Source organism: Streptomyces sp. 2A115 (assembly GCF_052245575.1).
In the GTDB taxonomy this organism is placed as follows: Bacteria; Actinomycetota; Actinomycetes; order Streptomycetales; family Streptomycetaceae; genus Streptomyces.
The window spans coordinates 1-13,871 of record NZ_JBQQCG010000106.1; the positions used below are offsets into that span (position 1 = coordinate 1).

Here is a 13,871-nt window from a genome sequence, read left to right on the forward strand (position 1 = left end):
ACCCAAGACGGCCGGCACTCGACGACCGGCGGTGGCGCCTCGTCAGGGGCGCGGGGAACTGCGCGACCAGCCCCCGGGGGCCTGCCCGTCAACTCGGGCCTCGTGCAGGTCAATTGGGTGAGTGACGACTTGACAGGGGCGCAGCCTCCCCAGTAACTCTAGCCACATGACATTCATTTTCACCAGCGGAGCGTGACCGTGCGCGTCGCGTTCGTCGGCAAGGGCGGCAGTGGCAAGACCACCCTGTCCGCTCTCTTCTCCCGTCACCTGGCGCGCTCCGGCGCACCGGTCGTCGCCATCGACGGCGACATCAACCAGCATCTGGCGTACGCCCTCGGTCTCGACGAGGCGGAGTCCTTCGCCGCGCCGCCCCTCAGCTCACGGCTGGGCGAGATCAAGGACTTCCTGCGCGGCGGCAACCCGCGCATCGCCTCCCGCGAAGCCATGATCAAGACCACCCCGCCGGGCCAGGGCTCCCGGCTGCTGCGCCCGCTCGGCGACGACGAGATCCACGCCCGGCACGTCCAGCTCGTGGACGGCGTACCGGTGATGGTGACCGGCGCCTTCGACGAGAGCGACCTCGGGGTGTCCTGCTACCACTCCAAGCTGGGCGCGGTCGAGCTGTACCTCAACCACCTCGTGGACGGCCCCGGCGAGTACGTCGTCGTCGACATGACGGCCGGCGCCGACGCCTTCGCCTCCGGCCTGTTCACCCGCTTCGACCTGACCTTCCTGGTCGCCGAACCGACCCGCAAGGGCGTCTCCGTCTACCGCCAGTACCGCGAACACGCCGCCGAGTTCGGCATCCCGGTCGCCGTGGTCGGCAACAAGGTCACCGGCGAGGACGACCTGCTCTTCCTCAAGGAACACGTCGGCGACGACCTCCTGGCGTACTGCGAGCACTCCTCCTGGGTTCGTGCCCGCGAACAGGGGCGCGGCGAAGGCGAGTTGGAGCCCCACAACCTCCACACCCTGCGTCTGCTCAAGGACGCGGTCGACGCCCGTACGAAGGACTGGGACGCCTTCCAGCGGCACGCGGTCGAGTTCCACCTGCGCAACGCCACGGCGTGGGCCGACCGGGCGACGGGCCAGAACCTCGCCGCCCAGGTGGACCCGGACTTCCGCCACGGCCCCGAGGCCCTGACGCACTCCGCCTGACCCGGCTCACCCAGCCCTCCACAGTCACACCCAGCCCCCGCATCCACCTCCCCCACACACACACACCACTCCCCCACCCGAATCAAAAGACAGGAACCCCTTCATGTCGCTCGACGTCTCCCCGCAGCTGCTCGCCGAAGCCGAGGCCGGCCAGGTGCGGGAGGAGGACTTCGTGGAAACGGTCCGTACGTCCCTGCCGTACGCCTACGATCTCGTCGCCCGCCTCGCCGACGAACTCCTCACCGGGAAAGCCGAGTTCGCCGACAACCAGACCCCGCCGCCCTCGGAGAAGGAGCGCGGTCAGCTCCTTCGTGCCCTGTCCAGCGACGCGATCCGGGGCAGCCTGGAGCGTCACTTCGGCATCGCCCTGGCCTTCCAGAACTGTCACCGTGTCGCGGCCTTCCACCCCGAGGCCCACGGCGGCGAGACGTACACCCGCTTCACCTCGCTGCGCTCGCAGATCCTCAACCAGTCACCGGAGTTCCGCGACTGCTGACACGGATTTCCAGTAGTCCCAGGCAGTCCGAAGCAGTCCGAAGCAGTCCCAGGCATTTCCAGTAGTTCCAGGTGGCTGCACGTAGTTCCAGGTGGTTCCAGTAAGGGGTCTGCTGGGGTAATCCCCCATACACACAGGCCCGTAGGCAGGATGTGACGGCCGGGCAAGATCCGCGAGGCTCTTCGCATGACGAAGACCAAGCGAAACGCCGCCCTGTTCGCCGCGTCCGCCGCGGTCCTGGGCCTCACCGCGTCCCTCACCGCACCTCTCACGGCGACGGCCTCGACGCCCGCTCCCGCTCCGGCCAAGCCCGCCAAACCCCTCGGCTGGGTGAAGTGCGAGGGGAGCGGGCTCGACCCCCGGCAGGAGTGCGCGACCGTCCAGGTGCCGATGGACTACTCCGATCCAGGCGGCAAGAAGATCGGCATAGCCGTCTCCCGCATCCCGAGCGAGAACCCGGCCGCACGTCGCGGCGCGTTACTCCTGATCCCGGGCGGGCCGGGCGGCTCCAGCCTCAACAACCCGTCGGGGAAAGGGCAGAAGCTGCCGCGGGAGGTGCGGGACGCGTACGACCTGATCGGCTTCGACCCGCGCGGGTTCGGCCGCTCGGCCCCGGTCAGCTGCGGCTTGGAACACGGCGACCTGGCCCTCTCGAAACTGCGGCCCTGGCCCGCTCCGGACGGATCCGTCACCGAAAACATGGCCACTGCCCGGCGGATGTCCGAGGCCTGCGCGAGCAACGGCGGCGAGCTGATGCGCCACATCAGCACGGCCAACAACGCCCGCGACCTCGACCGCGTCCGGGCAGCCCTCGGCGAGCGCGAGATCTCCGCGTGGGGCGTCTCGTACGGGACGTACGTCGGGGCCGTGTACAGCCAGCTGTTCCCGCACCGCACAGACCGTTTCGTGCTGGACAGCAACGACGACCCCGACCACACGCGGGTCGCCCGCGGCTGGCTCGCCGCGCACGAGGCCGGCGTCGAGGACGTATTCCCCGAGTTCGCCAAGTGGGCGTCGACACCCGGAAACCGGTACCGGCTGGCCGATACGGCGGCCGAGGTGCGGCCGCTCTTCCTGCGCCTCGCCGCCCGCCTCGACCGTGAGCCGATCCCCTGGCCCGGTGCCAACCCGGCGGAGCTGAACGGCAACGTACTGCGCCAGGCCATGCTGAGCACGTTCTACGACACCGACCGCTTCCCGGAGCTGGCCCAGCTGATCCGGGCCGCGCGGAAGGGCACGGTGCCGCCCGCGCCCGAGTCGCCGTCGGAGCCGGTGCTGCAGAACGTCGCCGCGGTCGGTGCCGGGACCCTCTGCAACGATGTCGAGTGGCCCACGTCAACTGCCGTGTACCAGAAGGGAGTCGACGAGAGCCGGGTCGCGTACCCGCTGACCGCGGGCATGCCGAGGAACGCGATGGTCTGCGCCGCCTGGCCGTCCCGGCCGAAGGAGGCCCCGGTACGGATCACCGACCGCGGTCCGTCCAACATCCTCCTCATCCAGAACGAGCGGGACGTTGCCACCCCGCTGAGCGGCGCCCTCAAGCTCCGCGAGGCCCTCGGCAAGCGGGCCACCATGGTGACCGTGAACGCCACCGGGCACGACTCCTACCTCGCCAACGGCAACGCGTGCGGAGACCGGACGGTGTCCCGTTATCTGGCCACGGGTGAGCGGCCGGGGCGGGACACGTACTGCGGTTGATGTGAGCTGACGCCGGGTTCGACAGGCCGATCGGGCACCTGTGAGCCTCCGGTGCCGGAAGTGTGGCCTCCGTCACAGGTAGTCCGGTCCGGCGCTGCCTTCGGAGTACCGGACCCGGTCCGAGCTGCGGAAAGGCAGTGCCCGGCCGTAGGACCGGCGCCATGGCATCCGACACAGCGCCGGGTCACCCGCGGCGGCTATCGTGTCGACGCGAATCGAACACGGAGTAGGTCGCGGAAAGTCGGAGAAGGGCGCGCTGTGTCGGACGAGGGGCGGCTGGTCGCCGGGCGGTACCGGCTGATCGAGCGGATCGGCCGCGGTGGCATGGGCACCGTGTGGCGTGCCGAGGACGAGGTCCTCAGCCGCGGGGTCGCGCTCAAGCGGCTGCACGTCCAGCGGCACCTGTCCGACGACGAACTCGCCACCGTCTATGAACGCACCCGCCGCGAGGCACGCAGCGCCGCCCGTATCGCCCACCCCAACGTGGTCGTCGTCCATGACGTCGTGGACGACGAGGGGCTGCCCTGCATCGTCATGGAGTACGTGCCCTCGACGACGCTCGAGGCCCTGCTGAAGGGCGGCGGGGGCGTACCGCCCGGCGAGGCCGCCCGGATCGGCCTCGGCATGATCGCCGCTCTCCGGGCCGCCCACTCGGCCGGCGTACTGCACCGCGACGTCAAGCCCGGCAACGTCCTGCTGGGTGCTGACGGCCGCGTAGTCCTCACCGACTTCGGCATCGCCATGGCGACCGGCACCTCGACGCTGACCAAGACCGGCGAGATCATCGGCTCGATCGACTACATCGCGCCCGAGCGGATGAGGGGCCGGAAGCCCGGCCCCGCCGCGGACCTCTGGGCGCTGGGGGCGACCCTCTACCAGTCCGTCGAGGGGCGGCCCCCGTTCCGCAAGGACACGGCGGTGGAGACCGCGTACGCCATCGCCGTCGACCCGCTCACCCCCATGAAGCAGGCCGGACCGCTCGAACCCCTCATCGAGGCGCTGCTGGCCAAGGACCCGGACGAGCGTCCGTCGGCGGACGAGACGGAGCGGACGCTGCGGAGCGTGGCGGCGGGGGCGCCGAGCGACATGACGGAGGCCGCGCAGGCGTCGGCCACGATGACGCCGACGGCTCCGGTTCGTACCACGCTCGCCGTTTCCGGAACGATGCCGACCACGCCCACGCCGACTCCCACACCCACACCCACACCCACCCCCGTCGGCCGGGGCCGCAAGCGGCGCGCGATCGTCTGGAGCGCCGCGGTCGTGACGCTGGCCGCCGTGGCCGCGGCGGGCGGGCTCTACGCGGTGTCGGCCGACGACGACGGGACGCGGGGCACCGCGACGGCGCCCTCCCCCACCGCGTCCGAGCCGCCGCCCGTCCCCAAGGGGTTCCACCTGGTCAGGGAGGAGGCGCTGGGCGTCTCCTTTCCTGTTCCGGACGGCTGGGAGCGCCGCAGCAAGACGGCGACCGCCGAACAGGTCAGCTACATCGACAAGTCGGGCCTCGCCGAGCTCACCATCGGCACCGTGAACCCCGCGGGCGCGAACCCCGTGTCGCACTTCGAGAACATCGAGGCGAACACCAAGCTCAACTACTCCACGTACCGGAAGCTGCGCATGCAGCGCACAACGTTCCAGGGGAAGCCCGCGGCGGTGTGGGAGTTCACCTTCGAGGGACGGGCCCGGGCCTTCCGTGCCATCGACTTCGGCTTCGGCGAGGCGGGCGGCACGGAGTACGACATCTACCTCTCGGCACCGGACGCCCGATGGGACACGTACCGCCCCGTCTTCGACAGGGCCAAGGAAGGCTTCCGCGTCGGCTGACGACGACGGTCAGCCGTGACGGTCCTCCGGCAGGACCGGTGCCGGGATGTCCGCGGTGTCGAAGTCGCCCGCGATGATCTGCGCGGCGAGGGCCGTGAGGCGCAGCTGACGGCCGCGCGCGTACGAGCGGAACGTGGCGAAGGCGTCGTCCACCGAGACGTTCCAGCGCTCGGCCAGGACTCCCTTGACCTGTTCGACCAGGATGCGGCTGGTGAGTGCCGTCTGGAGCTGGCTGTTCTCCACGTGCGACTGTTCCAGCGTGCGCTGCTGGAGTATCGAGATCGTGGCCACGTCGGCGAGCGCCTGGGCGAGCGCGATGTCGGCTTCGCCGAGGCGGTGCGGTGTCCTCTGGAAGAGGTTGAGCGCGCCGACGACCCGGTTGCGCAGGCGCAGCGGAAAGGCGTGTGTGGCCACGTAACCCGTTTCGCGGGCCCGCACGGCGAAGCCCGGCCAGGACTCCGACGTCTCGCGGTCCGTCAGGTCGATGTTGGTGCGGGCCGCGCCGGTGGTGTAGCACTCCACGCACGGGCCCTGGTCGTGCTGGAGCGCGAACAGCTCCAGCAGGCGCGTGTGTTCGTCCGAGGCGGCGATGATCTGCAGCTCGCCGTGCGCGTCCACGAGGAGGATGCCGGCCGCCGAGACGTCCAGCAGCTCGACGCAACGCGTGGACAGCCGTTGCAGCAGATCGATGACGTCGAAGTCCTCGACGAGGGAGTCCGCGACCTCCACGAAGACCTCGACCAGCCGCTGTTCGCGGGCCATTCCGATCATTCCTTTCCACCGTCGGGCGAGTAAGGCCCGTTCATGTCGTCGTCCGAGTCGTCCGAGTCGTCCAAGCCATCCGAGTCATCCGAGTCATCCGAGTCATCCAAGTCGTCACAGTCGTTGAAGCGGAGCCTGCGCGCGACCACGTCGTTCGCGACCTCTCCGAGAGAGCGCTCGCTGCTGTAGGCGTGGGCGCGCAGGCGCAGGAGGGCCTCGTCCATCGGTAGACCGAGCTGGACGCTGATCATTCCCGTGGCCTGGTGCACCGCGGCGCGGTGCAGTCCCGTCGGCCGCTCCAGGATCACGCGGAGCGGCGGCCCGCCGACCCCGTTCAGGAACGCGCCGGTCAGCGCGGCGGCCAGAGCCGTGGCGTCCGCGCACTGCTGCGCGGTCATCGTCCGGTTCTTGTCGGAGAGCACGGTCAGTACGCCCAGCCGGATGGCCCCGATGCCCAAGGGGAAGCAACACACCCCGTGTATGCCCAACTCCCTTGTGGGCGGCAGCAGCGCGGGCCATCGGTCGGGGCGTACCCGGTCCAGGTCCGGCTCCAGGACGGGTGTCCCGGTGCGCAGCGCGTCCGGGCCCGGGCCCTCGCCCAGCGTGAACTGGAGTTCCTCGAAACGTGCGCTCACCTCGGGATGGCACCAGAGCGGCTCCGCCGTCCGGCCGTTGCCCACGAGCAGCGACAGCGCGACGCCCTCGGCGCCGAGTGCCCGCGCGGTCGCGCGGGCCGGATCACCGCGCCGCCCACCGAGGTGCAGCGACCGGAGGACGTCGGCCATGCCGTCGCTGATCACCAATTTCCGATCCGCCGCGGCCGGGGCCCTCCGGGCGAGGAACCGACCGGCCTGCGCCGTACCCTACGCGGATCGGTCCGCGGCCGCGCTTGGTTGTGCCGGGCCGTCGGCGGGCACGCCCCGCCAGGCGTCGTGGGCACTCGCGTACCGGGGGAACCGCTCCACGAGAGAGCCTGCCCGGAACACCAGTCCTATGCCGGGGCGGGTGTAGACGACTCGCGTCCACCCGCGCCGCTCCCGGCAGTCGTCCCACGCCGCGCACAGCGGGTCCAGGACGCTGCCGTCCATGAACGTGACGCCGCTCAGGTCGACGACGAGGAAGAGGCGCCCGGTGCCGTGGCGGACGCTCTCCAGGACGCGGGTGAGGTCCGGGGTGGTCGTCAGGTCCAGCTCGCCGCACGCCCGGACCACACGGCAGTCGTCGAAGCACTTGTCGAACAGGTCGGGATACGGGTCGGGATACGGACCCATGTGCCCCATCTCCTCTCTACGGAGGAGCTCTCCAGCGTCTGCGGAGGAGCTCTCCGAGGTGGCTTTCGCCTTGCGCAGGGCCTCTGTTGCGCGGAACGGGATTTCACGGAGAGGGCCGGGGGCACGGGCTGCCGTAGGGCGAGGGTACTGCTGGGGAGGAGTGGCTCGGGGGCGAAGCCGCAAGGGACGCAGGGAAGTTGGTACGGGTGGCCACCCGGGCAAGCCGTACGGTCTCCGGAGCCTTGTTTCCCAGCGGGCGGGGTACGGTGGGGGCACTGAGGGCATGTCGTACACCGGTGATCGAGCCGGTCTCGTCCTTGGCGTACTACGACGCCGGGACGTTCAGCGCCCGGGGCAGGGCCCGCTTCATGACGGCCGAAGCCGTTGATGTGCTGCCTGTTCTGCCTGTTCGGCCCGTTCTACGCGTTCGGCTTGGTCCGCCCGCGCACCGAACGAACCGCCGGCACGCGGAACTCGTGCCACCAGACAGGAGCGCTTCCATGACCACTGTCCCCGTCCTCGAACCTCTGCCGCCCTCCCAGCCCCTCGCTCGCCTGCGCCTGGCTCCGCACAGTGCGCTGCCGCGCCGCATCGACGGGGCCTGGTGGCCCAGGTCGCGCGATCTGCTTGCCGAACTTCCGGTGTTGATCGGGGCGTTGCCCCGTACCTGGGGGCAGATCACCGGCGTCACCGTGAACACGGCGATGTGGTCGGCGTCGCCCGGCCGGATGCTCGTCGCCAACCATGTCGTACGCCTGAGCAGGTCGTCCGGAACGCAAGGTCGGCACACCGTCTGCCTGCTCAGCCCCGGCCGGGGCCGCTGGGATCTGCTGGTCGTGCCGCCGGAGGTCGACGCGGCGGACGCGGAGCCGCTCATGGCCGCGGTGGCGCTTCCGCTGGGTTGAACGGGAGCACTGTGGTGGGCTGCGTGATGTTGGGTGCGGGTTGATGGGGGCTGGTCGCGCAGTTCCCCGCGCCCCTTATGGGGCGCCCCCGCCCCTGACGGGGCGGGGCATCAGCCGCCACCCAAGACCACCGCACGTCGATGCTCCGCAGGACTGTCCACACTCGCCCGGCTGGCCTAGGCTCGGAGTGAGTGATGAGCGAGGCTCCTTGCGAGTCCGGCCACCGTTTCCGTTTCGAAGTCGCGGTCGGCGACTTCCGGCGCGCCCCCTGCCCCCGGGTGCCATCGCCCCTTGACCCCGGGCGCAAGACGAGGCCACCACGGCCGAGGCCACAACTCCCGTATCCCCGCCGCCCCTTCGCGGCCGGGCCCCTCCACTTGTCCCTGTCGGACCCGTCGCTGCGCACTCCCGCGTGCCGCGCGGCCCGACGAGGGATCCCATGCCCTGTAAGCGCCGACCGGGGGGCGGCACGGCAGGGCGGTGCGGTCGCCGCCGAGGCACGGGTCATCGGCGGCGACCGTCACACCGCGCGCCGCGGCGACGGGTGACTTGGACGGCTCACTTCGTCCCGTGCGCGCCACCCTCGCTGTCACCCTCACCCTCGCCCTCCCTCTTCGCCCGCCGCATCGCCCCGCCCAGGCTCTCGGTGATGGCGCCGGTCGCGGTGGTGAGGAGTGCGCCGAGTTCGGGGAGGCGGTCGCGGGTGACGCGGGTGGCCGGGCCCGAGACGCTCACGGCTGTGGTGACCTCGCCCTTGTGGTCGTAGACCGGGGCGGCGACACAGCGGATGTCCTGCTCGTTCTCCACGTCGTCGACGGCGTAGCCGCGCTGCCGGATGAGGGCGAGCTCGTCGCGCAGCCGCTCGGGAGAGGTGATGGTGGCCGGGGTGCGGGCCGGCATGCCCGCCTTGATGACCTGGTCGATGACGTCGTCCCCGGTGTGGGCGAGGAAGACCTTGCCGGTGGCGGTGCAGTAGGCCGGCTGGCGGCTGCCGACCCGGGAGTGCATCCGTACCGCCTGAGGGCTCTCGACCTTGTCGATATAGACGATCTCCGGGGGGTCGAAGGTCACGAGGTGGACCGTCTCGCCGCTGTCCTCGGCGAGCCCGTGGAGTACAGGAGACGTGATCTGCCGGGTGTCGCGCCGCTCCAGGTAGGCCTGGCCGAGCAGCGCGTTCTGCGGGCCCAGGCGGTAACGGCCCGACTCGGGATCCTGGTCCACCAGCCGTACCTCCCGCAGCGGCGCCACGAGTCGCAGCACGGTGGACTTGCTCATCTGGAGCCCGGCGGCGAGGTCGGTCAGCGTGACGCCGTGCGGATGGCTCCTGTCCTCGGCCAGGTACATCAGGATGCCCAGCGCGCGCCGCAGGGAGGACGAGGCGTTGCGACGGTCCGCGGCGGGCGCGGGCGCGTCAGGAGTCTCTTTCACGTGGCGATCCTAACGTGCTGCATAGCAAAACCAGATGTCACATATTGAAATAGACCATTGACGCCCATGAGGCCCTGGGGCTAGCTTCTGCGCAACGTCAATGCGAAATGCGAAATCACGTTTTGCATAGCAGAACAGTCGAGCTCTTCTGGAGCTTCCCCCCGGCGACCGTCGACGCTCGCCGTCTCCCCGCCCCAGCCTCTCCGCTCCGGCCTACCAAGGCCTGCGTCCCCGCGCTCCCGGAAGGGAAACCCCGTGACAAGACTTCGTCACCGTACCCGCCCCCTGATGATGATTTGTGCCGGTGTGACCGGCGTCGCGGTCCTCTCCGCGTGCAGTTCCAGCAGCACCGGTACCTCGGCATCCGGCGCCCAGTCCTCGACGCTTCAGACGGTCACCAAGCGCGGCACGCTGAACGTCGCCAGCTGCCTGACGTTCCCGCCGTTCGGCTCGGTGAACAAGGACAACAAGCCGCAGGGCTTCGACGTCGACGTCGCCACCGCGATGGCTACGGCCCTCGGCGTCAAGGTCAAGATCGTCGACACCACCTCCGCCAACCGCATTCCGAACCTTCAGACCAAGAAGGTCGACGCGGTGGTCTGCAACTTCACGACGACCGCCGAGCGCGCGAAGCAGGTCGCCTTCAGCGACCCCTACATCGTCGCGGGCGAGGTGCTGCTGGTGAAGAAGGCCAGCAACATCGACGACATCGACGACCTCTCCGGCAAGACGGTCGCGGTGACCAAGGGGTCCACGAACGGCGACGCGGTCAAGGCCGGCAACCCGGCGGCGAAGATCCAGGAGTACGACACCTCCTCCGCCGCCGTGCTCGCGGTCAAGCAGGGCCAGGCCGACGCCATGGTCGAGGACTCCAACTTCCTCAACTACCAGGCCAAGCTGGACACTTCCCTCAAGGTCACCAAGGATTCCGTCGTACCGCTGGAGTACAACGCCATCGGGGTCCAGCAGGGCGACGCGACCTGGCTCCAGTGGGTCAACACCTGGCTGCGGGAGTTCAACACCTCCGGCCAGGCCGACGCCCTCTACAAGAAGTGGTTCGGCGTCGACCGCGTCTACCCGCTCACCCCGTCCTACTGAGCAGTCAGTGAGTCCCGTCGGGCGGCGGCATCCCCACCGCCGCCCCGGGGAGGAGTCCCATGTTCGCCGACTGGAATTACGCACTCCAGGACTGGCCCACCTACGTCAGCGCGGCCTGGCTGACCCTGAAGCTCTCCCTCGCCGCCTTCGCCCTCGCGTTCGCCCTCGGCCTGCTCGGCGCCCTGGCCCGCAGATCCCGGTACGTCGTGCTGCGCGCCCCGGCGGCCGTCTACGTCGAGGTCATCCGCAACACACCCGTCCTGCTGCAGATGTTCGTCGCCTACTTCGCGCTGCCGTCGGCCGGCCTGCGACTGAGCCCCGTACAGGCGGGCGTACTCGCACTCGGCGTCAACGTCGGCGCGTACCTCACCGAGATCTTCCGGGCCGGCATCCAGGCCGTCCCGAGCGGCCAGCGCGAGGCGGCCCGTGTGCTGGCCCTGAGCCCGCCGCGCACCTTCGTGCACGTGGTGCTCCCGCAGGCGCTGCGCCACGTCTACCCGGCCGTGGTGAACCAGCTCGTCCAGATCATCCTGGGTTCGTCGCTGCTCTCCGCCATCTCCGTGCCGGAGCTCACCGGCGAGGCCATGGTCATCAACTCCCGCACCCTGCTGACCGTCCAGGTCTTCGGCATCGCCGCGGTGCTGTATCTCCTGCTCACCAACCTGGTCGTCGTGGTAGCGGGAGTGGTCGGCCGGGTGGCGTTCAAGCCGCCCCTGCCCACGGCCGTACGTCCCCGCCCGCTGGACGCCGTACGCCGGTTCCTTCCCTCGCGTCCCGTACCCGACGGCCGCAACGTCCGTAAGGAGGCGGCGTGATGGACTGGTCGGTCATCTGGTCGAACCGTGATCTGTTCACCGCCGGGCTCCGGGCCACCGTGCTGCTGTCCGTCGCGGCCATCGCCACCGGGACGCTCGCCGGGCTGCTCGTCGCGGCCGTACGCACCAGCCGCATCCCCGGCCCGGCCCAGCTCGCCCGGCTCTATCTGGAGGTCTTCCGCGGCACGCCGCTGCTGATCCAGATGCTCTTCATCTACTTCGGCGCGGCCTATCTGAACCTCGCCGGCATCACGGTCTTCGGCGCGGCCCTGCTCGCCCTGACCCTCTACCAGGGCGCGTACATCGCGGAGATCTTCCGGGCCGGCATCGAGGCGGTGCCGCGCGGGCAGTGGGAGGCGTCGAGGGTTCTCGGCCTCACCCGGGTGCAGACCTTCACGAACGTGATCCTGCCCCAGACCCGGGCGATCGTCCTGCCGCCGCTGGTCGGCCAGTACCTCTCCCTCATCAAGGACACCTCGATCGCCGTGGTGATCGGGTACGTCGAACTGGTCCGCCAGGGGCAGGCCGTCATCGACCTCGCGGGCGACCCGGCCACGTCCTATCTGGCCGTCGCCGCCCTGTACTTCGTCATCTGCTACCCGCTGTCGCTCGTCGTGCGACGGATGGAACGAAAGGCTGTCACCGCATGACGACCACCGGCACTGACACCGACACGGATGCCGTACAGAAGACGGCGGTCGAGCCCGCCCGGATCGCCCTGTCCGGCGTGCACAAGCGCTTCGGCGCGCTGGAGGTCCTCAAGGGCGTCGACATCGACGTGGAACCGGGTGAGGTCGTCGTCCTCATCGGCGCCAGCGGCTCCGGCAAGAGCACCCTCCTGCGGATCATGTGCGACCTGGAGCGGGCGGACAGCGGGGACGTGTGGGTGAACGGCGTCCCGCTGCACGACCGCAAGCGCGCGCCGGAGATCTTCGGCCATATCGGCATGGTCTTCCAGCAGTTCAACCTCTTCCCGCACAAGACCGCGCTCGGCAACGTCACCCTCGCCCTGCTCAAGGTCAGGAAGCTCGGGAAGGCGGAGGCCGAGGAGCGGGGGCGGGCCGCCCTGGAGCGGGTCGGGCTCTCGGACAAGGCCGACGCCTATCCCGCCCAGCTCTCCGGCGGGCAGCAGCAGCGGGTCGCCATCGCCCGCGCGCTCGCCATGGATCCGGCCATCATGTTCTTCGACGAGCCCACGTCCGCCCTCGACCCCGAGCTGGTCGGCGAGGTCACCGGCGTCATGCGCTCTCTCGCCGAGGAGGGCATGACCATGGTCGTGGTCACGCACGAGATGCGGTTCGCCAAGGACACCGCGGACCGGGTCGTCTTCATGGACGGGGGTGTCGTCCTGGAACAGGGCTCGCCCGAGCAGGTCTTCGGCAGCCCGGCGGAGGCGCGTACGCAGCAGTTCCTGCACCGGGTCCTGGACACGTGAGCGTGACCGGTACCGGCCCCGACGTCGTGTGTATCGGCGAGACCATGGCCGTACTCAGTCCCTCGGACGCGAGACCCCTGGCCGACCAGACGGCGCTGGCACTGGCTGTGGGCGGGGCCGAGTCCAACCTGGCCTGCGGTCTGGCCGCCCTCGGGCACCGCGCGGCCTGGATCGGCCGCGTCGGCGCGGATCCGCTCGGGCGACGCGTCCTGGACGACCTCGGGGCGCGAGGCGTCGACGTATCGGCCGTCGAGGTCGACCCCGAGCGGCCCACCGGCGTGTACTTCAAGGACCCGGGCGCCGACCGGACCGGCACGTACTACTACCGCCGGGACTCCGCGGCCACCGCCATGGGCCCGGAGCTGGCCCGTCTGCCGTTCCTGCGGTCGGCCCGGGTGCTGCACCTGTCCGGCATCACCGCGGCCCTCTCGGACAGCTGCGCCGAGTTGGTCGACCAGATCGTCACCGGGCGGGCCGTGCCGGGACCGGCCGTCTCCTTCGACGTCAACCACCGCCCCACCCTGTGGCGGGACCGGCCCGCGGAAGCGGCGCCCGTACTACTGGAGTTGGCGCGCGGCGCCGACATCGTCTTCGTCGGGCGGGACGAGGCCGAGGTGCTGTGGGGCACGGGCAAGGCCGCGGAGATCCGCGATCTGCTCCGGCCCGCCTCCGTCGTCGTGGTGAAGGACGCCGGGCACGGGGCGACTTCGTACGCGAAGGACGGCGAGGAGACTTTCGTCGCCACGCCCGCCTCGCGCGTCGTCGAGCGGGTCGGTGCGGGGGACGCGTTCGCCGCGGGGTACCTGGCGGCGCTGCTCGAAGGGCGCGATGTGGTGGCCAGGCTGCGCCTGGGCCACCTGGTCGCGTCCGAGACCCTGCGCACACGGGACGACGTCCCCACGGTGCCGGCACGGGACGCGCTCGACCGGCACCTCGCCCTCGACGAGGCGGCCTGGGCCGGCCTCCGCCTGGTCTGAACGG

The 13,871-nt window shown here is 70.4% G+C and carries 14 protein-coding genes; 10 read left to right on the plus strand and 4 right to left on the minus strand.

Annotated features, from left to right (window positions below):
* The first annotated feature begins 198 nt into the window (after window positions 1–198).
* From ACTWQR_RS49045 to ACTWQR_RS49060, 4 genes are all read left to right on the plus strand, one after another.
* Window positions 199–1,158 (plus strand): nucleotide-binding protein, encoded by a 960-nt coding sequence (locus ACTWQR_RS49045; RefSeq protein WP_443233862.1) that lies wholly within the window; start codon window positions 199–201, stop codon window positions 1,156–1,158.
* Window positions 1,159–1,261: 103 nt separating this feature from the next.
* Window positions 1,262–1,654 carry an SCO5389 family protein gene (locus tag ACTWQR_RS49050; RefSeq protein WP_443233833.1) on the plus strand — a complete coding sequence of 131 codons (393 nt, stop codon included), beginning with the start codon at window positions 1,262–1,264 and terminating at the stop codon, window positions 1,652–1,654.
* A 186-nt stretch (window positions 1,655–1,840) separates the two neighbouring features.
* Window positions 1,841–3,352 carry an alpha/beta hydrolase gene (locus ACTWQR_RS49055; RefSeq protein ID WP_443233834.1) on the plus strand — a complete coding sequence of 504 codons (1,512 nt, stop codon included), beginning with the start codon at window positions 1,841–1,843 and terminating at the stop codon, window positions 3,350–3,352.
* A gap of 258 nt (window positions 3,353–3,610) precedes the next feature.
* Entirely contained in the window at window positions 3,611–5,176 is a 1,566-nt protein-coding gene (locus ACTWQR_RS49060) for a protein kinase domain-containing protein (RefSeq protein ID WP_443233835.1), read from the plus strand.
* 9 nt (window positions 5,177–5,185) lie between these two features.
* Here the strand turns inward: ACTWQR_RS49060 and ACTWQR_RS49065 are convergent, their stop codons facing one another.
* The 3 genes from ACTWQR_RS49065 to ACTWQR_RS49075 form a co-directional block, all read right to left on the minus strand.
* On the minus strand, window positions 5,186–5,947 hold the full coding sequence (locus ACTWQR_RS49065; RefSeq protein WP_443233836.1) for a GAF domain-containing protein: 762 nt from the start codon (window positions 5,945–5,947) through the stop codon (window positions 5,186–5,188).
* Window positions 5,944–6,723: an ANTAR domain-containing protein gene (locus tag ACTWQR_RS49070; protein WP_443233837.1), complete on the minus strand. Its 780-nt coding sequence runs from the start codon at window positions 6,721–6,723 to the stop codon at window positions 5,944–5,946. Before ACTWQR_RS49070 ends, ACTWQR_RS49065 begins: the two co-directional genes overlap by 4 nt.
* Window positions 6,724–6,801: 78 nt before the next feature.
* Entirely contained in the window at window positions 6,802–7,209 is a 408-nt protein-coding gene (locus ACTWQR_RS49075; RefSeq protein ID WP_443233838.1) for an STAS domain-containing protein, read from the minus strand.
* A gap of 500 nt (window positions 7,210–7,709) precedes the next feature.
* On the opposite strand from ACTWQR_RS49075, the gene ACTWQR_RS49080 reads away from it, so the two are divergent.
* The gene (locus ACTWQR_RS49080) at window positions 7,710–8,114 is read left to right on the plus strand and encodes a DUF5994 family protein (protein WP_443233839.1); all 405 of its coding nucleotides are present in this window, start codon (window positions 7,710–7,712) and stop codon (window positions 8,112–8,114) included.
* A gap of 558 nt (window positions 8,115–8,672) precedes the next feature.
* Here ACTWQR_RS49080 and ACTWQR_RS49085 read toward each other — a convergent pair.
* Window positions 8,673–9,542, minus strand: coding sequence for an IclR family transcriptional regulator (locus ACTWQR_RS49085; RefSeq protein ID WP_443233840.1), 870 nt, complete (start codon window positions 9,540–9,542; stop codon window positions 8,673–8,675).
* Window positions 9,543–9,797: 255 nt separating this feature from the next.
* Here ACTWQR_RS49085 and ACTWQR_RS49090 point away from each other — a divergent pair, with 255 nt between their 5' ends.
* From ACTWQR_RS49090 to ACTWQR_RS49110, 5 genes are read left to right on the plus strand one after another with little or no spacing between them, the layout of a single operon-like run.
* Window positions 9,798–10,640, plus strand: a complete 843-nt coding sequence (locus tag ACTWQR_RS49090; RefSeq protein ID WP_443233841.1) for an ABC transporter substrate-binding protein — start codon at window positions 9,798–9,800, stop codon at window positions 10,638–10,640.
* A 59-nt stretch (window positions 10,641–10,699) separates the two neighbouring features.
* Window positions 10,700–11,455 (plus strand): amino acid ABC transporter permease, encoded by a 756-nt coding sequence (locus tag ACTWQR_RS49095; protein WP_443233842.1) that lies wholly within the window; start codon window positions 10,700–10,702, stop codon window positions 11,453–11,455.
* The gene (locus tag ACTWQR_RS49100; protein WP_443233843.1) at window positions 11,455–12,105 is read left to right on the plus strand and encodes an amino acid ABC transporter permease; all 651 of its coding nucleotides are present in this window, start codon (window positions 11,455–11,457) and stop codon (window positions 12,103–12,105) included. The genes ACTWQR_RS49095 and ACTWQR_RS49100 overlap by 1 nt, the downstream gene beginning before the upstream one ends.
* On the plus strand, window positions 12,102–12,890 hold the full coding sequence (locus ACTWQR_RS49105) for an amino acid ABC transporter ATP-binding protein (RefSeq protein ID WP_443233844.1): 789 nt from the start codon (window positions 12,102–12,104) through the stop codon (window positions 12,888–12,890). Before ACTWQR_RS49100 ends, ACTWQR_RS49105 begins: the two co-directional genes overlap by 4 nt.
* Before the next feature lie 2 nt (window positions 12,891–12,892).
* On the plus strand, window positions 12,893–13,867 hold the full coding sequence (locus tag ACTWQR_RS49110; protein ID WP_443233845.1) for a sugar kinase: 975 nt from the start codon (window positions 12,893–12,895) through the stop codon (window positions 13,865–13,867).
* Window positions 13,868–13,871: the final 4 nt, after the last annotated feature.